Source organism: Pseudoalteromonas sp. SWYJZ19 (assembly GCF_015864375.1).
Taxonomy (GTDB): domain Bacteria; phylum Pseudomonadota; class Gammaproteobacteria; order Enterobacterales; family Alteromonadaceae; genus Pseudoalteromonas; species Pseudoalteromonas arctica.
In genome coordinates, this window is sequence record NZ_JADYXI010000001.1 from 337874 (window position 1) to 357624 (window position 19751).

The 19751-nt window shown below is 39.5% G+C and carries 15 protein-coding genes; 2 read left to right on the top strand and 13 right to left on the bottom strand.

The window, feature by feature from the left end:
- The first annotated feature begins 4 nt into the window (after positions 1-4).
- Positions 5-979 carry an SMP-30/gluconolactonase/LRE family protein gene (locus I6F45_RS01465; protein ID WP_197159492.1) on the top strand — a complete coding sequence of 325 codons (975 nt, stop codon included), beginning with the start codon at positions 5-7 and terminating at the stop codon, positions 977-979.
- Positions 980-1146: 167 nt separating this feature from the next.
- Here I6F45_RS01465 and I6F45_RS01470 read toward each other — a convergent pair whose 3' ends face one another.
- From I6F45_RS01470 to I6F45_RS01510, 9 genes are all read right to left on the bottom strand, one after another.
- On the bottom strand, positions 1147-2427 hold the full coding sequence (locus tag I6F45_RS01470; RefSeq protein ID WP_197159493.1) for a glycosyl hydrolase family 8: 1281 nt from the start codon (positions 2425-2427) through the stop codon (positions 1147-1149).
- Between the two features lie 212 nt (positions 2428-2639).
- Positions 2640-3467, bottom strand: a complete 828-nt coding sequence (locus I6F45_RS01475) for a ThuA domain-containing protein (protein WP_197159494.1) — start codon at positions 3465-3467, stop codon at positions 2640-2642.
- A gap of 7 nt (positions 3468-3474) precedes the next feature.
- Positions 3475-4185, bottom strand: a complete 711-nt coding sequence (locus I6F45_RS01480) for a DUF6445 family protein (protein WP_024611073.1) — start codon at positions 4183-4185, stop codon at positions 3475-3477.
- A 5-nt stretch (positions 4186-4190) separates the two neighbouring features.
- Positions 4191-5675: a tryptophan halogenase family protein gene (locus I6F45_RS01485; protein WP_197159495.1), complete on the bottom strand. Its 1485-nt coding sequence runs from the start codon at positions 5673-5675 to the stop codon at positions 4191-4193.
- A 22-nt stretch (positions 5676-5697) separates the two neighbouring features.
- Positions 5698-6708, bottom strand: a complete 1011-nt coding sequence (locus I6F45_RS01490) for a cupin-like domain-containing protein (RefSeq protein ID WP_197159496.1) — start codon at positions 6706-6708, stop codon at positions 5698-5700.
- 10 nt (positions 6709-6718) lie between these two features.
- The gene (locus I6F45_RS01495) at positions 6719-7462 is read right to left on the bottom strand and encodes a SapC family protein (RefSeq protein WP_197159497.1); all 744 of its coding nucleotides are present in this window, start codon (positions 7460-7462) and stop codon (positions 6719-6721) included.
- A 177-nt stretch (positions 7463-7639) separates the two neighbouring features.
- The gene (locus I6F45_RS01500) at positions 7640-10669 is read right to left on the bottom strand and encodes a TonB-dependent receptor (protein WP_197159537.1); all 3030 of its coding nucleotides are present in this window, start codon (positions 10667-10669) and stop codon (positions 7640-7642) included.
- Positions 10670-11057: 388 nt separating this feature from the next.
- Positions 11058-12125: a glycoside hydrolase family 43 protein gene (locus tag I6F45_RS01505; protein WP_197118762.1), complete on the bottom strand. Its 1068-nt coding sequence runs from the start codon at positions 12123-12125 to the stop codon at positions 11058-11060.
- Between the two features lie 62 nt (positions 12126-12187).
- Entirely contained in the window at positions 12188-13543 is a 1356-nt protein-coding gene (locus tag I6F45_RS01510) for an MFS transporter (RefSeq protein ID WP_165727802.1), read from the bottom strand.
- 364 nt (positions 13544-13907) lie between these two features.
- On the opposite strand from I6F45_RS01510, the gene I6F45_RS01515 reads away from it, so the two are divergent.
- Entirely contained in the window at positions 13908-14636 is a 729-nt protein-coding gene (locus I6F45_RS01515) for an NUDIX hydrolase (protein WP_166419481.1), read from the top strand.
- A 193-nt stretch (positions 14637-14829) separates the two neighbouring features.
- On the opposite strand, the gene I6F45_RS01520 is transcribed toward I6F45_RS01515, so the two are convergent.
- The 4 genes from I6F45_RS01520 to I6F45_RS01535 form a co-directional block, all read right to left on the bottom strand.
- Positions 14830-15636 carry a hypothetical protein gene (locus tag I6F45_RS01520; RefSeq protein ID WP_197159498.1) on the bottom strand — a complete coding sequence of 269 codons (807 nt, stop codon included), beginning with the start codon at positions 15634-15636 and terminating at the stop codon, positions 14830-14832.
- 81 nt (positions 15637-15717) lie between these two features.
- Positions 15718-17214, bottom strand: a complete 1497-nt coding sequence (locus I6F45_RS01525) for a helix-hairpin-helix domain-containing protein (protein WP_197159499.1) — start codon at positions 17212-17214, stop codon at positions 15718-15720.
- Between the two features lie 3 nt (positions 17215-17217).
- Entirely contained in the window at positions 17218-18687 is a 1470-nt protein-coding gene (locus I6F45_RS01530) for a PP2C family serine/threonine-protein phosphatase (protein WP_197159500.1), read from the bottom strand.
- Complete coding sequence (locus I6F45_RS01535) at positions 18687-19751, bottom strand: TerY-C metal binding domain-containing protein (RefSeq protein WP_197159501.1); 1065 nt, start codon at positions 19749-19751, stop codon at positions 18687-18689. The genes I6F45_RS01530 and I6F45_RS01535 overlap by 1 nt, the downstream gene beginning before the upstream one ends.

The window sequence follows — 19751 nt, forward strand, 5'->3', positions numbered from 1 at the left end:
GTCCATGCTAAAAACACACAAAAAAACGCTAAGCTTAGTTGTATTAATGCTCTGCTTTAATAAAGCAGCGCTGGCACAACAACTTGAAAATACACCTTTGTTAAACGCTGTAAACAGCCAAAGCAATGAGCAGTCACCATTAATAAAAGGCGTTAAGCCCACACTTGTTAGTGACGAGCTTTTGTTTTTAGAAGGGCCTACGTGGTCAAGCCAAGACAATGCGTTTTATTTTTCAGAAATGAACTTTGCAAGCTCGCAAGCACTCGGCCCCGATTCGACCATTTATAAATTAGTGCTGCCCAATATCCTTACCACTTATTTAAAACACAGTGGTACAAACGGTTTGTATGCCAAAGGAGAGAGCCTCTATACGCTTAACCACAGTACGCAGTCGCTTTCTAAAATTAATATAAAAAGTAAAACTAATACCGTGGTAGTTAATGAATTTGATGGGCTAAGCTTTAGCTCGCCAAACGATATGACTATGCATAAAAATGGCGATATATTTTTTACCGATCCTAATTGGCAAATAGGCGAACGCACTCAGCAAATGCCTTATACTGGTGTGTATAAGTTAAGCAATACAGGCGTACTTAGTTTAATTGACGCTACTCTTGAAAAGCCCAACGGTGTTGCGCTCTCGCCCGATCAACGTACCCTTTATATTGGCGACTTTAGCAACCGTGTAAGCAAATACACTATTGATAAAAGCGGTGAGATTTCACCGCGCGAAGACTTTATTAAAGTAACCTCGCCAGATGGTATAAAAGTAGACTCCGCTGGCAATATTTACGTAAGCAGTCACAAAAAAGGCGTTATTAATATTTACACGCCAAGTGGCGCGTTTATCGATAAAATTGAACTTGGCCCTAATGTAACCAACCTTGCGTTTGGTGGTAAAGACCGCAAAACATTATTAATAACTACCGCCAAGGGCTTGTTTACGCTTGATGTAAAAGTAGCGGGTTTGGCTAATTAGCTAAATTAGTTAAGCAACTTATTAAAGATAAAAGTTAGCTTACTCGTTATACATAAAAAACCGGTGTAACTTGGTTACACCGGTTTTTTATTATCTAGGTTTTGCTGCCTAAGCTTTTACTACTTAGTTTTTGCTACTTAGGCTTTTGCTGCTTAGGTATTGTTATTTTAATTAAACGTGTTGTTGTAAAACTTAAAGTTACCCGATACATGCAGCATAGCTAACATATATAACGAACCATTATAGTAACGGTAGTCACCCGTTGGTTGCGATAAAGACCAAAAGTCGTTAAAAAACTCATTTGCTTGCCCAGTGTTTGTTGAAGCAAGTAACGCTACTGCATTCGCGGCTTTTTGTCCTTCGCCTGCGCAGCCTTTGTTTTGCGCTCCACCGTACGAATACACTTGCTCGTAACAGTTTTTACTGTTGTTTGTTTTTGCATAACTTAAAAAGCCAAGTGCTTTATTAACTGCATTTTTATGCCACGCCTGAGCACCCATTAAGTGCGCGTCTAAGCCAACATTCATAATTACGCGCCATGCATCAAACTCATACCATTGACCTGGGTTTGCTTGGCCGTTAAAAATGTAACCAATAACAGGGCTGCCATCTAAGCGCGATAAAAATGTAGGTAAGTTCCAATGCGGATTATCATTCACTTTTGTAAAATGGTTTTTAAGTAAGGTTCTACTTTTTGTAGCCACTTGTCGCCAGTAATTTTTGTCGGCTTGATTAGTCACGTTATTTGCAAAGTAGTCGTAAAACGCAGGTATATGATAAGAAGGGTCTGTTAGGTTATCAATGTAAGGTGAAAAACGGATTATTTGGTTTTGCATCAGCTTGTTTTTAATTGTGTTTAACATAGTAATGGCATCAGCATAATAATCAAATTCGCCCGAATTACCCCAACGAGCTGACGCATTAAGTAGTGCAAAAGCAAAGTACTCTTCGCCATCAGGTGCCGGACCTTCATCTACTTTATAAACAAAACCGTTTTGATTAAGCTTTAGTTTCCACGCGTAAACACCTTGTTTTTTTACATCAGGGTGATTGTCTGGATTTTTTTGATACGCTTTAGCAAAGCGCCATAAGTTATCAAATTCTTCTTGCTTGTAGAGCATAACAGCAGCAGTCATCCCCCATGATTGCCCTTCTGTTCTTATATCGTCGCCTTCGTCTGGGTTAATTGCTTTTATGTAGTGTGCTTTATAAACACCGTTTTCGGTGTACGGGTAGTAAAGTTGTTGAGTGTTGTTATAGCCAAACATATTGTCAAAAGTACTATTCACCTTTTGCTGTATATTTGTTTTACCCATTTCTTGTGCGAGGTTACGGTATGTCCCTGAACTGTCGGCGCCTACACTCGATGGGTTATTATTAAATGCAGCGAATGATTGATAGCTTATTAGTGTTAACAATAAAGTTGTTATTTTAAAAAATACTTTCATGTTTATCCTCTTTATTTGAATTATATCAGCGTGCAAATTTAATATAGTCTTTTTGACCATTTGATCAAGCAATTCTCAAAGCTATTTGTTTATTTTATAAACTAAGTTAAATGAGTGAGGTGTTTACACAGTGCCTAAAATGCAAAAGGCCGCTTAAAAAAGCGGCCTTAGTGATGTAAATAATATTAAAAAGTACATTTATGAGTTATTCATTAATTACTGCTTTTTAACCCTTTACCTGTTGCAGCCCAATAAATACCGCCATAAATATGCTCGGTTAAAAACTCACTGCTATACACCGCATTAGTATGTCCAAGAGCGGTATAAAATGATCGGCCGCCATCGTAATTGTGATGCCACGAAATAGGATGAAACGATCCCATGCCTGAGCCTGTTTTGTTATTACCCCAATCGGCAGTTGGGTTGTAAGTTTGCTCATCAACCGTGAGTAAGTAGTTTAACTTAGTAAGCTCTGGCCCAAACTCGTACCACTCGTCAGTCCAAAGCATTTCCTGCGGCATATGGTTTAAGCCTATAAAGTTAGTATTAGGCACTTTGCTTAATACACCGGTTTGAATAACAGGATGAATGTTAAAGGTGCGCCCCACCAGCTTTTGATACCACGGCCAATCGTATTCGGTGTCTGATGCGCTATGAATACCCACAAAGCCTTTACCTGCTTTTACAAATCGCTCAAGCGCGGCTTGCTCTTTTGGGTTTAAAATATCGCCTGTGGTTGATAAAAACACTACTACATCCACATTTTTTAAGTAGTCGTCGTTAAAATAATGGCTTTCTTCGTGCCAAATTAAATTAAAAAAGTGCTTATCGGCTAAGCCTTCTAGCGCTTTAACGCCTTCGGTTTGCGACTTATGGTGCCACCCTGCGGTTTTTGTAAATAGCAGTACATTAAATTGCTTTTTAGGAAGAGTATCAAACCCTGTAGCATGACTTTTTTGCACTGATGTGGCACTCAGCGCCAATACAAAAAAGCTTAATAGCCAACCTTTATATGCGAATCTAGGTAAAGAAAAAAACATAGTATTCCTATTTAAAATGAACAAACATATTGGCCGTTAGCCGCCCTGTTTGTGGACACGGTGAAATATCGGTGGCTGTATTAAGTAAACTGGTGTGCAGCAAATACCCAGGAAACACAATAAGCCTATTTGGCTTGTAGGGTATGTGCTTGTAGCATTCAAACTCACTGTGCTGTGGGGTGCAGTAACTAGGTTTTGTGTTACTGCACTCAAGAATGTGTTGAGCATGCGTTAAATACGTGTTTTTGCGCTTTGTGCTTATTGTTTCAAACCCTGTTTTTTTATGCCTAAAAAACCCCGTTCCGCCATGCGGCCCCTCTCCAAGGTAATGAATAATGGCAATTAGGTTAGGATCGTTGGTATCAAAGTGTGGCAAGGTTTGTATTGGTGATAGCTGCTGCTCCGTTTTAGTAATTAACGATAAGGCATTATCTTTTGGGTATGGGGTAAGTGTTTGCCCAATATTAAATACGTTATAAAACCCCTGTATAAGAGGCTTTAAGTAATCAACCACACATTGCTTTGGCAGCGGCATACGTAAACCTGGGTATTGAGTGAGTTCGTCGGGTTTAAACTCTCCATTACTTTGAGCAGCACTTTGCGCTAATTTTATAAGTTTTTGCGGCTCACTAAGGTAGTCGTCAATTATAATAATTGGCGTTTGCTCTTGCCCTATAAACTCATACTCTGGCTGTAAGTTATTGCCAAGTGTTAGCATAATACTTACTTAGCCTTGCAATAATGATTAATAAAATCAATGTGACTCGGTAAGCTATTTGCTTTTTTAGCCACATGATTTTTTATTGATTCTAAAAATCGTTTAAGCTCATCATCGCTCATGCTATCTACAATGGGGTGATAATTTTGCGGCACTAGCCCTTGCCCTAACATCACTTGTAACCACGATGCTTCGCCAAATAGCTCTTGCTCTGCTTTATAAACATGCCCGCTTTGTTTAAATAGCTCAAGGCGTTTAACGAGCGACTCTGGTATTGGCATATTTTTACAGTAACGCCAAAAGTCGCTGTCGGTGCGCTGCGTTACGTGGTAATGCAGTACAATAAAGTCGCGGATATTTTCCGCCTCAAAGCGCATTTTGTTATTAAAGTCATCTTGATAACACGACTCAATTGCCTTGGTTGGCATGTTTTGCATTAATCTAATAATGCTTTGCTGAATTAAATGAATACTGGTTGATTCAAGCGGCTCTATAAAACCACTGGCTAAGCCAATAGCCACACAGTTTTTGTTCCAATGTTTACGTCGTGTACCGGTGCGATATTTTATAACGCGCGGCTCATTAATGGGTTTGCCTTCTACGTTATTAAGGAGCGCTGCTTTTGCCTCTTCATCGCTCATGTATTTACTACAAAATACTAAGCCATTACCACGGCGGCTTTGCAGTGGTATTTGCCACTGCCAACCACATTTATGCGCCATGGCGCGTGTGTATGGCACTATTGGACTTACTAATTCAGTTTGTACTGCTACTGCGCTGTCGCACGGCAGCCAATGGCTCCAATCTTCGTATCCGGTGTGTAGCGCTTGCTCTATTAATAAGCCTCTAAAGCCGGTGCAATCTATAAATAAATCGCCCTCAATAATTTGCCCATCACCCAAAGTAAGCGATTTTATAAAGCCATTAGAGGGCTCTAAGTTAACTTTGCTTATCATGCCTTCTATACGTTTAGCGCCGTTTTGCTCTGCAAACTTTCGTAAAAACTTAGCGTACAAACCTGCATCTAACTGATAAGCATGATTACGGTCTTGATTCGGCACTACGGCAAATTTACCTAAACGGCTTGCTACGTGCTCTGTGCAATAGTCGCCAATATCGGCTGCTACACCTTGCTGCATGCCTCTTAGCCAAAAATGCTGAAAACCCGCAGCCCAACAGCCTTGCCCCACATAACCAAACGAGTGAAAGTAGCTTTGTTGGTTTTGTTTCCAGCCCTCAAACGATATGCCTAATTTAAAGGTGGCGTTGGTGGCTGCCATAAATTCTGATTCACTAATTTTTAGTAAATCATGAAATATATGCAGCGTAGGAATAGTTGACTCCCCGACTCCTACGGTCGGTATTAAATCAGATTCAACTAAGCACACTTCAATATTTTTACCTAGCAGCTTTGCCATTGCAGCGCTGCACATCCAACCGGCGGTGCCGCCACCTGCTATTACGATTTTTTTAATTGCATTTTGATTCATATTTCAAACCTTACAAGTACGCTTAGCGTCTTAATTTATTTTGTAATTCGGCTCTTAATTTACGCGCTGTTAGCTCATCCATTGGCTTTGCTAAAATAGACTGTGCAGGCGTTGATATGTGGGTAAATTCGTTATCAGCAAATACATAGTAATTAAACAAGCGTTGCCATGCTGCTCGCTCATGTTTTGGTAAATTACGTATGTTTAAAATAGCAAGGTGCAATGCATTAGTCGGTTGACCATAAACCGCTGGCGTATTTTTAAACCAATAATTAAACAGAATATTTAAACTGCCAAGCCCCTCTACTTGGTGCCACCACATACTGGGTAAAATAAGTGCATCGCCCGCCTCTAAGTCAACGGTAATTGCCGCTTTTATTGCCTGTTCAAACTTAGGAAACTGCTTAAAGTTAGGTGCAGTTGTGGTGGTTAAACTTATAGGCTGACCACCTGGTGCTTTATCAAGCGGGCCTACATATAAATTATCGATTTGATCGGGGGGAAATAAAGTAAAACGCCTTTTACCTGCAACGCAACACGCTAAATTTTGCGCTACGTCGTAATGTGCTGGCACGGTAACCTTACCGCCTGCCCACACATTAAATAAACAGCCTTCGCTTAACGCATTAACGTGGCAGTGATCAACCAAAGAAGGTAAGCATTGTGCAATGCTAGTAGAGCCAATGTATAGCGTATCTGCGTGTGGGTTATTTGCAGTTTGCGTTATTTGCTCAAGCGCGTTAATAAATGGCGCTTGCTGATTAGTAAAGTTAAAACCACTCATATCGTGGTTATACCCTACAACCCCATTTTGACTGGCGGCTATTGTGCAGGTATTAACTAAAAAACCTTCGTAAAACGGCGTTAAATAATCAATTGCTGCAGCATCAGATTTTTTAGCAGCAATAACTAGGGGCCATTCGCTTACAAACCCTTTTAGTACAATAGGCACAGGCGAGTTTAAAAGCTCCCTTGGTAACGTACTGGGAGTTAAACCACTGAGCGATTGAATTTTATTTACTAAATTTGCCATAGTTAAGCACTTACATCGCTTGCTTTTGTAGCATAAGTTGCTCGTTTTTAAGCGCCACTAAATCACGTACATGTACTTGCGATGCAATGACCATATATATACACGCTAAATACCCTTGTGAGTGAAGCTCTGCAATTGCCTCGCTACCTAGCTGGTTGAGCGAGTCTTCGTTTATGGTATAAAAACCGAGTAAGTTATGTTTAAGCCCGTTTACTAAATCAAGCTCTAGCGATACCGACTCAAGCAAACCATGTTTAATTAAGGTTTTAATAAAAGGCTGATTTTCTTGAAGGCCGTGATGAAGGTTGTCGAGCACCTTTATTATATTTTCGAGGTAATCACTATTCCCGCCGTGTTCTAGAAATAAGTTAATACCCTGCTTTGTTGACACTTTTGGCGAGTCTAAATCAATACTAAGCATGCGCTCTTGCGTTGCTACACCGTTTTGCACTGTATTTTGAGTCGCAATAGCAAAAGGCAGTCGCTGCATGCTGAGCGGAATGTAGTGTGCTTGCCATTGTTGGTTTACTAAAAATAAGTTTTCGTCTTTGTTTATGCCGTACAAACACACCGGCGAAAATGTATTTGTTGCGTCATCTTTGGTAAAAAATATTGGGTAATGTGCTTGAGCGACTCTAAATTCGCTCACAAATGTTTCGCTGTACCAAACCCCGTCACCTAAGTGTTTGCTACGTGCAGGGTTTATTTTTAAATGCTGATGCTCAACATTATTTAATAATGCATGATTGGCCATGGATTGTGTGCTCCAATTGTTGTTGTGTGCCTTTACCTATTGCTACACATTAAATGTAACTAATAAGTTAAATTCACATTGACTATAACAGCTGGGTATTATTATTACTAGGTTAATTTAGGCAAATAAAAAAGCCGCAAAATGCGGCTTTTATAAGGTTGCTACAAGGGTAATTTATTAAAAATTATAACGAACACCTAAACCGTAACGAGAGCCTGTTTGAGTGATGTTATAAATCAACTGTTGCTTACGCCCGTACGATGTTACGTACTCGTCGGTAATGTTTATACCTTCAATAAATACAGTAAGTCCCTCTACTGCTGGTACTTCGTAACTTACGTTAAAGTCTATTTGGTAATACTCATCGGTGTAAATTGGTGCGGTTAAATCGCCATTTACACGACGTTCATTTAAAAACGAGTCGCGCCAGTTATACGCAATACGTGCTTGTAAGCCTTCTTTATCGTAAAAGAACACCACGTTTGCAGTATCACTTAACCCTACGAGTGCTTCTGTATCCTCTAGCGAATCGTTGTCGTATTCAAGACCCGAGTCAACCATGGTGTAGTTGAAAATACCGCCAAAGCCTGACTCACCAAATAAGTGCTGAATATTAAATTCAAAGCCATCAATGGTGTATTCTTGGTCGCCATTTACAGGCACGTTTATTCTAAAGTTAATTGGATCATCTGAGTCTGGGTCACCAACAATTGTGCCGCCGTCTAACTCACCATCTTCATCAAATTTAGGTTGCACATTTGGATCATCAGCAAAGTTTTCAAATATGTAATTTCTGATGTCTTCGTTAGATGCATTACCACCTAGAGCACTTGATGCAGCTCTAAATTTTTCACCATTTAATGGATCCGCTAAGTTAAATATATTTGAGTCGATAGTGCCTGTAGTTATCCAGTTTGTTACGTCTTTTTTAAAGTAACCAAACGAAATATAGCTTCCTTCGCCGTAATACCATTCACTTGATAAGTCGTAGTTAATTGATTCAAGCGGTTTAAGTCCTGGATTACCAGACCCACCCGAATAACCACTTAAACTACCGCCGGTATTAATAGTTGTGCCGCCTTGCAGCTGACCATAACCCGCTCTTGAAATAGTTTTGCTTGCTGCTGCGCGAATCATTACATCTTCAACAACTTCAATATTAAAATTAATATTTGGCAGGAACTGGCTGTAATCTGCCGATTGGCTTAGCGTTTCAATACCGGTAACACCCGTTACTGATGTGGCTGTATCTTCGTTCCATTCTACGCGGCTGTAGCCGGGTGCGGTTGCTTTAGAATATACGTCTGTTTTTTCGTAGCGTAAGCCAACTTGTAGATCGAAGAACATGCCGCTCAATTCGCCTTTGTAATTTACTTGTGCAAAAGCAGACTGCGTTTTTTCTTCAGTAAAGCGGTTTGTTGCTGCATCCCAATCGGTTGAGGCACAAAATTGTCCTTCCCCGTTTGGTCCTGCCGCTGCGCCGTCGGCTGCTTTACAATCACCGTAAAGGTTATCTACGTTAGCAACAGGGTCAGCAAACTCGGCAGCATTTACAATCGCGTCAAAGTCGGCAAAAAAGATTGTATTAAATAAATCATATTCGCCTTGTGTTGCAGTGCCTTCAAAATTACCCGCTTTAGCTTGAAACTTATCTAAAATAGTATCTTGGCGCCAATCGATATCAGCAAAGTCGCCCTCAACACCAACTCCACCCCAATCTGGGCGCTGTACTTGCGTATGACGATAATGGTTATTTACTTTATTAACCGCAACGCCAAAATCAATACTTAAACTGTCGTCAAAGAAGTACTTACCTGAGATTTGTGTTTGATCGATTTCTGAATCGTATTTGTCGTTTGCAAACCAGCTACCCGATAAACGCATGGTTTCTGGCGTGAAATTTTCAATGTTCCCAATAGCAATACCTGGTAAGTCACCGGTTAAATCAAGCCCTGTACGCGAACGAGTGTACGACGGTAACTGAATATTATTACGTGTACCGTGGCGTGGATCGGTTGCTTTCATTGATGCTTTTGAACTGTGATGATCAAATTCTAGGTTAAGCTGATCCGATACCGCCCATTCTAGGTTAAAGCCTAATGAATCTGTTTTTTCTTCGCGACCCCAAGAACCTACCGTAAGCGACGTATCGCGGTAGTCGGCATCACTTTGTATGTCATAAATTTCTGAGTAAATAAGTGGGTACGCGTTAGGCTCGCCCGCCCAAACAGACTCACTTCTGTCGCCTGCGTAGTTAAACCATACTGAAGCATCAGTGTGTTGCTCTTCAACGGTTGTTTTAAAGCCGGTGTAATCAAGGGTTGCTGTAATATTTTCAACAGGTTGATATTGAAATACCAACTGACCATTTACACGTTCACGTTGACGCTCTTCAAACACATAACGTGGTTGTTGCGGGTTTGAGTAAATGCCTGATGTAGGTCTGTTTGTTCCGCCTTCAGCGCCTGCAGGTACGCCGCCCCATCCTGTATTTGTGTAATCAGATGCTCTGTAGCCTTGATCTTGAATAAACTGTTGCATACCGCTTTCACGGTCTTGGTAGCTACCTGAAATCGAAATACCAAACTTGTCATCCCCAAATGTTTGCGAATATAAACCGCTTACCTCTGGTGTAATGCTACCCTCGTCGGTAGATTGATCGTCTACAGCTTTAACGCCAAACGATGCTTTTATACCTGGGCTATTTAAGGGTCTGTTGGTTGTTAAGTTTATAGTTGCACCAATGCCACCTGAAGTAACACTTGCGTCTGATGTTTTATAAACTTGCACGCCCGATACGCTTTCAGATGCGACATTTGCAAAATCAAATGTACGGTCACCTGTTGTATTTGGAAGTTGGCGGCCATTAATTGTAATTAAGTTATTAGCAGGTCCAAATCCACGTACTGTTACGCGGCTACCTTCACCGCCCGTTCTATCTATTGATACGCCGGTAATACGTTGTAGCGATTCAGCAAGATTGGTATCAGGAAATTTCCCCATATCCTCAGCCGAAATTGCATCGACAATACCAGAAGAATCGCGTTTAACATCCATAGAGCGTTGCAATGAACCTCTAATGCCGGTTACTTGTATTATTTCTACATCTTCATCGGCAACGGTTTCTGCAGCGTAGCTTTGGTGAGGAAGCGTAACCGACCCTATTGCAGCGAGTATGGCTGTTGAAATTATCTTTTTCTTAAACATCATGATGCCCTTTTTCTTATTTAATTATTATTGACGTACTGCAAGACTTTAAGAATTACTCGAAACATAATTGTAAACTATTTGTTTCATTTTACGGTCAATAAATAATTATTGTGTGTGTATGTTTTAAACGTTTTACAAAGACCACAACCAGTTTTAAAAATGTGCTACTTAACTAAAAAAACATTAAATATCAGCAAGTTTATGCTAATTCTTTGTGCTAATTTTTTACTTTAAAATATTTTCATTTTGTCATATGTCCTCAGCTTCCTCTTAAATCGACCATTTACAAATAAATTAATGGTCATATTGACTATATCTTTTTTATGCAAATAAAAGGCGTTGCAGTGCTCACGCAGATAATTTGCATTGTTTATAACTATTTTTATTAAGCGTGTTCATATGGGCTTATTGTTTGGATTTTTCCGTTTTCGTCGTGCTCAAGCTTAGCCATTTTCATACTGCGTAAATGGGTTTGCCCGCTCGATAACGTACTGTCGTGATAAAATAAAAACCAATCACCATTGTGCTTAACAATTGAGTGGTGCGTGGTCCAACCCAGTACTGGGTTTAAAATAACGCCCTGATAGGTAAATGGTCCGTACGGATTATCGCCCGTTGCATAGACAATTTTGTGTGTATCACCCGTTGAATACGAAAAATAATAAACACCGTTGTGTTTGTGTACCCATGGGCCTTCAAAAAAGCGGCGGTTGTTATCGCATACTGTAATTGGTAAGCCACTCTCATCAAGTACAACAACCTCTTTTACGTCTTCGCTTAGGCTGATCATATCTTCCGATAATTTTGCAACGCGTGCTGGAATTGCAGCTTCACCATTTTTTGGATATGTACTTTCTTTGTTAAATTCGCTCGTTTGCCAATTTTGTAATTGGCCGCCCCACAAGCCACCAAAATACAAATAATAACTTGAGTCGTCGTCTTCAAATACAGCAGGGTCGATACTAAACGTGCCTTGAATGTAATCGTCTTCTGCTTTAAAAGGCCCTGTTGGGCTGTCACTTTTTGCAACGCCAATTCTAAAAATACCTTGCTGATCGCGTGCCGGAAAATAAAGGTAATACTGACCAAGTTTATGCGCTGCATCGGGTGCCCACATTTGCTTGCTTGCCCATTTTACGTCGTCTACACAAAGTGCTACGCCATGGTCTATGGCTTTGCCCGTGCTTTCGTCCAGCGAAAACACATGGTAGTCGCGCATTGCAAAGTGGTCGCCGTTATCATTAATTTCATTTTTTGATTCAATGTCGTGCGACGGGTAAATATACACTGTGCCGTTAAACACATGCGCTGACGGATCGGCGGTATACATGTGATCAACTAATACATTGTGATTTTGTATTAACGAGTTGGCTCGTTGTAAGTCTTTTAACTGTTTAAGTTCAGCGTCACTTAATCCATTAGATGGGGGTGCTGCTTGCGCTGTATTTTGCATTTTTACTCCTAGTATTGCCTGCCCAATTTACACTTTTAAAAGGTGAAAAATGGACTGCTAAATTAGTTTATGGTTTTGTTATCAGCCAGCTTCGTTTGAATGCGCTTTACTTCAGGCTCGGTAAGTTTGTAACGTGTTATAAAAATTAAACATGCCACGGTACAAATTACTGGAATACCAGCAAAGGCGAGTAAAATGCCTGATAACGTGTGTTCTGATTGCTCTTGATTAGGCACATATGCATAGCCAGATAATATCCACCCTGCAATAGCACCGCCAATTGCAAAGCCTAGTTTTATTGCTAATAAATGACCCGAAAACGTAACTGCCGTTAATCTGCGGCCAATTTTTAATGCGCCGTAGTCAACCGTATCAGCCACCATCGAAAACATAATTGGGGTAATAATCATGTGGGCAAAGTTAGCAATAAAGTACACAATAAAAATGGTGACTATAGCGTCGCTCTCAAGTACGTAAAACATGCTGTGAGAAATAATTACGACCACTAAAGCGACAATGAAAAGTGTTTTCTTTTCAATAAATTTGGTTAAAAAGTTAGTAGATATAGCACCCAATACTGAGCCAATTGCTGAGAGTGTTAAAAAGTTAGAAGTAAGCGAGGCTTCTCCTACGTAGTACTTAATATAATGCGGTGCGACTGAGGCTCTAACGCCAATTAAGATTAATGTTGCTAGGCTTATAACGGCTATAACAACCCATTGATCGTTTTTAAATAGGCTTAAAAACTCAAGAAAGGCATTCTTTTTACTTTGCGCGGGTTTAACTTGTTTGGTTTCTTTGGTCATTTTAAAACACAGTAAAAAACACGCTGCGGCAAGTCCGCCTAAAAACACCATTGCTAGCGGGTAACCTACTACATCGTTGCCGTCGCCAAAAAAGGCAACCAGCTTAGGCAGTGCCCATACAATTACAAGCAGTGCTGCCATTGCCATTGCAAATCGGTATGACTGTAGCGATGCGCGCTCTTTAGGATCGTTTGTCATTACTGCGCCAAGTGCACCGTACGGTATATTAATGGCGGTATAACACGTCATTAATAGCCCGTAAGTTAAGTAGGCATATATAAGTTTGCCCGTAGAATCAAAATCTGGGGTTATAAATGCTAAGCAAGCAAACACACCGTACGGAACAGCTAAAAATAATATGTAAGGGCGGTAAGAACCCCAACGGCTGCGAGTTCTATCGGCAATGCTGCCCATTATTGGATCGGTAATACCATCAAATAAACGAACCGCTAATAATAAGGTACCCGCAGCAGCTGCAGATAAACCGTAAACATCGGTATAAAATATCAACATAAAGTTAGCGACCATTTGAAATACAATATTACTGGCTGTATCACCTAGGCCGTACCCTATTTTTTCTTTAATTGTGAGTGTGTGTTTTGTGTTGTTCATGTGTGCTCAATTTTCAATGCAAATCGATATAGTCAAAAATACTATATGCATTTTTAGCGCATGTAAACATTTATGTTACATTTTTAATCAACTGGTAATTTATTTAATACATGACGCTAATTTGGCGTTAAATTTACTAACATACAAAGGTATTATTCGTTCGATAAAAAACCAATACCAAACCAAAGTCGAATATCGCCGTTAATGCGTAAAAACAGGGACAGTGTATAAAGTGATTAATTAAATAGATGTGATTGTTTTAGATAGGATTTATAAATGTTTTTTATTTGCGCTTTAAGCGCCTTTTATATACTCTTAATAGTCTTTATAACAATATGTATGTATAGCATTGGCTGAGTAATTTATGCACCATAAAACATCAAATATTTCTAACAATATTGACGAAGAATCGATTCCTGATGACTGCATTAGTAATCTAACCGTAGATAATATTGTATTTGCTATCCATGAAGGTAAGTTAAAAGTGCTGCTGGTTAAATATAATCGCGGCCTTGCAACAAGCCAATGGGGTTTAATTGGTCATTGGGTTCGTAAAGACGAAAACTTAGACCTTGCAGCTCTGCGTGTTGTTAAAAGTACCACCGGTGTTGAAAACCTTTATTTAGATCAGTTAGGTGCATTTGGTAACGTAGACCGCTACCCCGCTAGGCGTATTATTACTATTGTTTACTACTCGCTCGTGCGCTTTGAAGAAACCAATCTTGTGAGTGGCGATAACGCTGTAGAGTGTGAATGGTTTGATGTAAATAACGTCCCTAGTTTAATGTTTGACCACGCCGACATTTTAAAAAGCGGCCTTGATTACTTACGTTATAAAGTAAGGCACGAGCCTATCGGTTTTAGCTTACTCCCAGAAAAATTCACCCTGCTTGAGCTACAAGGAATTTACGAGTCGATTTTAAATAAGTCACTCGATAAGCCTAATTTTAGACGTAAGTTTCAAAAAATGAACTTACTAATAAACTGCAAAGAAAAACAAACCAACGTAGCCCACAGAGCTGCTACTTTGTACCGTTTTGACATAAACGTATATGAAAAATTAAGAGAGTTTGGTTTTACGTTTGAGTTTTAAATAAGCTAAATAATTGCAGTATAAAACGTTGAAACGAGAGAATAAATACAATCCCCTCTTTTCTAGATTGATTCTATTAGCCTACTTGGTAGATTGGGTCAAAGTGTTTAACAAGTTTTAATTGTTAATATAAAACTTAATGATATACAACATAATTAAGTAGTTAAATTATATTGTATATCAAAAATAAACGTTAGCTAATACCTTGTAAACTGACTTCACAGTTTTCGATGCTAAACCCTCTTTCTTTTGTTATTTTCACTTTACTGTTGTCACTATCATCAGTAAAAAACACGTCAATGCCTTCAATAGAAATACGGCCTATTTGCTTTTGCATCGCAATTCCGCTGCTTGTTAACTTAATATCCATATCGTCTGTAAACCCAACTAAAATAGGATCTGCACCAAGTGTTAAATTAAAGCTGTGCGCTTTTGCTAATGAAATGCCAGTACCAACAGGTTTTAAAGTAACGTTAATTGATGCTTTTCTAAATACCTCTTCTGATGTTGCAACCATAAGCCCAATTACAGCGCCGGTTACAACAACGCCCATGGTGTAGCTTAAACCTAAGTTCATTACAACAAGCCCAATTGCACCCCCTACTGCGCCAGCGATTAATGCAACTTGTGCTTTTAAATTGGGTATTCTTATTGAGGCAACATAACCTGCTGCTGCGCCACTAATACTCCAACCAATAAGTCGTCCCATCTCATCCGATAACATATTCATTGATAAAAAGGCTAATAAGCCACCAGCAGCACCTATACCAAGTCCTTTAGATGCACCATCGAATATTTTATTGGTATTATCCCATGAATTACTTTGGTAGTAATTTTGAACATAAACAAGGGATGCACCAATTAATGCTGCATCAAACGCGCCAGTAAAAACCCAACTACTAAAGGCTGATTCAAGAATACCTGAAATATGAGCCAAAACAGCACTAGCTAAACCGCCAACACCGGCGCCAACAGCAAACAAAACTTTTTTATTTATCATTTTCTTTCCTATAGAAAGTTATTATTTAAATTGTTATATACCCAGCTATAAATACACATAAATAGATTTAGTTCATAAATATTATTTACTATCAACCATTTGAATATTTAGCAATCGGTCGCCTCTTTCATTACCAACAAGTAAATTAATGCCTTCGGTAATTTCAATCTGACTTCCTACTGGGTAACTTTCTTTAGTTGTTGCATTAATTAAGTTTGGCATGCTTTCGTTTACTAAATACCAAGCTTGATTATGAAAAACAAAATAACCTTGTCGCTTTTTATCACTGTTTTGCAGCCTTTCGTTTGGTGTTACAAAGCGATTGGTGTGCCATCGGTATAATGATTGGTTGGTATAAACCATTAACCTGTGATCATCAGAAACAAAACGCCCTTTTTCTCTTTCTGAGTAAAAATTAATAACAGGAAGCAGCCCTGTGTATTTAGTAGTGCAAAAAGGACACGTTGGTGAGAGTGTATTATCAAAAATATACCAACCTTGTTTACACTTTGCGTTAACGCATGGCTGAATCAAATCAATCGATTTAATTAGCGCGCTTTCCCACTCATCTGCAGTTGGTCTACTTTGAGGTGCATGAAGTCCATCTATAAAGGCTCTTTCGAATAACTTACTGATGTAAGGACCTGTAATTGAGTAAGGTAATTTATTGGTGTCTTTCCAAGGGAGTTCGGTTGGTTTTACTCTTTCTATTTTTATTCTGTTATCGGCGTTTGTAGGGTGCTCAACAAATAAAGCTTTTTCGCCCATTGATAACGTTTCGTCTTTTTGTGGGTCTAAATCTCTTACTTTATCGCCTCGCAAAGGGTGGCGTAATAATAAGTAGTTATAAATTAAAACAGCAAGCGCGTGTCTGTCGGTAGATATATTGGGTAAACACCTTGCTGGATCTGTTTTAGATAAGTGCGCCGTGGCTACAACCTCTGGTGCTATAAAGTCAGGCGTACCTACTACGTCTGGCGGGTACTTTCCTGGTACAACCAAACCATCAACATCAATGATGGTCGCAAGCCCTTCTACAGGCGACACAAGCACATTTTTATAACTTAAATCAGAGTGAGCAAGTCCTGCTGCATGTAATCTGCGAACGGCTCTGGCAATAGTAAGGGATATTTTTAGGTATTTAGACCAATCACCTTTTTCACGCTCATCTAAAAAGCGATTTTGGTTATTTGCCGATGCAAACCATTTCCCTTGTTTTTCTTTGCCTTTAATTTTTAAAAAATCATTATTGACTGAGCCATAATCAAAGAAAAAATGCGCTTGATACGATGGCACAACAATACCAGTAAGACCATTATGCTTAACAATTTTTTCTGGCCAACAAAAAAAGCTTTTCCAGTAATCACCTGTTTCATGCTGAAAAATACTTTCACGGTAGCGACCGGTTATCATTTCTAGTCGCTCTACGCTTGCACCGTCTAGTTTATCTCTATAAAAAGCGACCACGTAAGATTTACAAGGGCTAAAGTACACGTCTTTCATTGCACCAGACCCAATTATCTCATCAACAAATTCTACTTTAGAGCCATCAAGTGCGTTTATTTTAACAACTGCCATAAATCACTCCTTTACGAGGCAAACAGAAATAGTACGATCGTCATGATTACCCTTTGACCAAAAATCCATCCACTGAGTTAAACCTTGCAGGCCATCTTCGCGATTTTTGTTTGTAACATGCGGTGCTAGCTCATTCCATAACGTATCCCAATGAGGTAGTGATTCGAGTTGTTTTTCTGTTTCAAACCACGCATCGGTGATCCCATCGGTGGCAAGTATAAGCGCACTCATAGACTCAACTTTTTCGATTCTGACGCGCCTGTAAACACTGCCATCTTCAAATATTTTGTTATCTAAAAATCGCGTTTGCCCAGCAAATTCACCACTGTCGGGTTCGCCCATTAACACTACTTTTTTATTTTTATCGTATATTGCAATGCCACCGTCACCAATCCAAAAAGAGATAACAAGATAACCCCCTTCCACTTTTTTATGCGCGGCAAGAATTAACGTTGTAGAGAAGTCTTTTATACTGTCGCCTTGGTTAACATCAACACTATTATTTATTGCTTTAGCGGCACTAAAAACAGCCTTTACAATAGTATGTTGGTAAGCTTCGAGTAATGATTTTTGGTTTTCTTCATTACTAACATGAGAAAAGTCGTTATATGCTTTTTCAAGTGTGGTGCCGTAATGCCCATTTAAAGATTCTTTAAGTGAGTCTGTTGCACTGTTAACCGAAACAAATGCGCCTTGGCGAGAATATTTGCACGAACCGGCGCCATCAGCTACACAGCTAATAATCCATTCAGATGAGTCATCACAGTAAAGTTTAAAATCATCATCGCGATGAATCCCTTTATGAGCATGCGAGCGGCCTCGTACACTGCTCCCCATTAATAACATGCTGCTATTTTCGCAATATGCATGGTGAGTATCTGGTTTATGAAAACGTGCTGTGTCGTCTGACGGGATATTTTTCCACAGTGATTTTGGATCTGGCACAAAGGTTACTTTTACTCTAACTACGACACTCTGGACTTGCCCATTAGCGAGTGGGGTTGAGCCGTATAAATCAAACTGATAATCGCCGACTTGGTCTGTAATACCAAATAACATTAGTTTATCAGCATCAAACTCTACGCCTTCAAACTCATCAATGCTTTTAGTTTGAAAAAAGCTGACTTTTGCATCAGTTTCGCTCTCAAGAGATATCAATTGTGAAAACGCGGTATTCGCTTTAAGGTTAGGAAGACGTAAATTAATAACTAATGGCGGGACTTTTTTATCTACATTTAAATTATTCTGTTTTTTATGCAATTTACCGTCCTCTGTGGCTGTTAAGCGACGCATACTTTTGTCATTTTTTACCAATGGCGTAAGCTCATTAAGCAATGCATTTATATGATGCTGTACAACGGTTTGATCTAGATGCTGATTAACTCGCTTTTGCACAAATGACTGCTTTGTATTTGTGAGTGAAGCTTGCAGTAGAATATCTAATAACGCTTGCTCAAGCTTTGCTTTGCTCATTAGCCCTGCCCTCGTGTGATCGAAAAGTCGCCACTTCCTTGGCTAAATTTAATGCTTTTTTCGCACCACGGGCACATAACAATATCTTCATCGCCAATACACAACAATTTACCGCAACCGCACATGGCAAAAGCAGACTGATTGCCGCACTGCGGACAAGGCGGAATGCCATCAAGAGACGACGTATCAACTTGCTCTGCAACATAGTTATCAGAGGACCACTCAAAGTAACTTTCTTCTAATTTATAAGCGCCTTCGAGATGATAATACTGGTGGTTTTGAATAAAACGTTCCATCCCTTCAACAAGTTTTGGTTTGGCGTATTTAATTAAATAAGGGCGACGGTTGCTTGAGCAACGACCTGTTAATGTTACGCAACTTGCATCAGACGTACTCGCCTCATGATTGCTAAGCTCGCCTGTACTACCCATTACTCTTAAGCCAGCGTTACTTACTTTTTCTAGAGATACGGGAGAATTTTTGTTATCCAGCTCTATCATCTGGCTTTGTGCTTTAACAGAAGCACTTACCCATTCTATAAATTTAAAAAATTGGTTTTTATCCGTGTTCTCAAGCGCTAGCACCGGGTTTGCTACTTGGTTTAATATGTCTATATCAGCATTTAAACCCAATGTAATAGCAATAAGGCTGGCATTTTTAGCGTACTTATCTTGCCAGCGCGTAATTGCCTGACTCGGGTCGTCTGTTGGTTTTCCATCAGTAATAAGAAACACAATAGGTTCCCAATCACCACGCGTTTCATACGTGGTTTTTATTACGTTGGTATCTATTTCATCCATTAATACATTTAATGCGCTACCTAAAGATGTACCGCCACCAACCGGAATTTTAGGCGGATAAAAAGAAATCAAATCAACTAAAGGCGCAATTGTTTTAGCTTTGCCAGCAAATGCTATAACGCTAATAAAAACAGTTTCTAATGAATGAGGATCTTGACGTAAAGAAGAAACGATATTTTCGATTCCTTTTTCCATCAATTCAATTGGCTCACCAGTCATCGACTCAGATACATCTATAACAAAAAAAATCGGTAATCTGCGCAT

Bases quoted from the DNA above. Each gene is read 5' to 3' on its own strand.
- I6F45_RS01485 (WP_197159495.1), bottom strand. From the start codon at position 5,675: ATGAATCAAAATGCAATTAAAAAAATCGTAATAGCAGGTGGCGGCACC.
- I6F45_RS01535 (WP_197159501.1), bottom strand. From the start codon at position 19,751: ATGCGCAGATTACCGATTTTTTTTGTTATAGATGTATCTGAGTCGATG.
- I6F45_RS01500 (WP_197159537.1), bottom strand. From the start codon at position 10,669: ATGTTTAAGAAAAAGATAATTTCAACAGCCATACTCGCTGCAATAGGG.
- I6F45_RS01525 (WP_197159499.1), bottom strand. From the start codon at position 17,214: ATGGCAGTTGTTAAAATAAACGCACTTGATGGCTCTAAAGTAGAATTT.
- I6F45_RS01495 (WP_197159497.1), bottom strand. From the start codon at position 7,462: ATGGCCAATCATGCATTATTAAATAATGTTGAGCATCAGCATTTAAAA.
- I6F45_RS01510 (WP_165727802.1), bottom strand. From the start codon at position 13,543: ATGAACAACACAAAACACACACTCACAATTAAAGAAAAAATAGGGTAC.
- I6F45_RS01475 (WP_197159494.1), bottom strand. From the start codon at position 3,467: ATGTTTTTTTCTTTACCTAGATTCGCATATAAAGGTTGGCTATTAAGC.
- I6F45_RS01490 (WP_197159496.1), bottom strand. From the start codon at position 6,708: ATGGCAAATTTAGTAAATAAAATTCAATCGCTCAGTGGTTTAACTCCC.
- I6F45_RS01480 (WP_024611073.1), bottom strand. From the start codon at position 4,185: ATGCTAACACTTGGCAATAACTTACAGCCAGAGTATGAGTTTATAGGG.
- I6F45_RS01505 (WP_197118762.1), bottom strand. From the start codon at position 12,125: ATGCAAAATACAGCGCAAGCAGCACCCCCATCTAATGGATTAAGTGAC.
- I6F45_RS01530 (WP_197159500.1), bottom strand. From the start codon at position 18,687: ATGAGCAAAGCAAAGCTTGAGCAAGCGTTATTAGATATTCTACTGCAA.
- I6F45_RS01520 (WP_197159498.1), bottom strand. From the start codon at position 15,636: ATGATAAATAAAAAAGTTTTGTTTGCTGTTGGCGCCGGTGTTGGCGGT.
- I6F45_RS01515 (WP_166419481.1), top strand. From the start codon at position 13,908: ATGCACCATAAAACATCAAATATTTCTAACAATATTGACGAAGAATCG.
- I6F45_RS01470 (WP_197159493.1), bottom strand. From the start codon at position 2,427: ATGAAAGTATTTTTTAAAATAACAACTTTATTGTTAACACTAATAAGC.
- I6F45_RS01465 (WP_197159492.1), top strand. From the start codon at position 5: ATGCTAAAAACACACAAAAAAACGCTAAGCTTAGTTGTATTAATGCTC.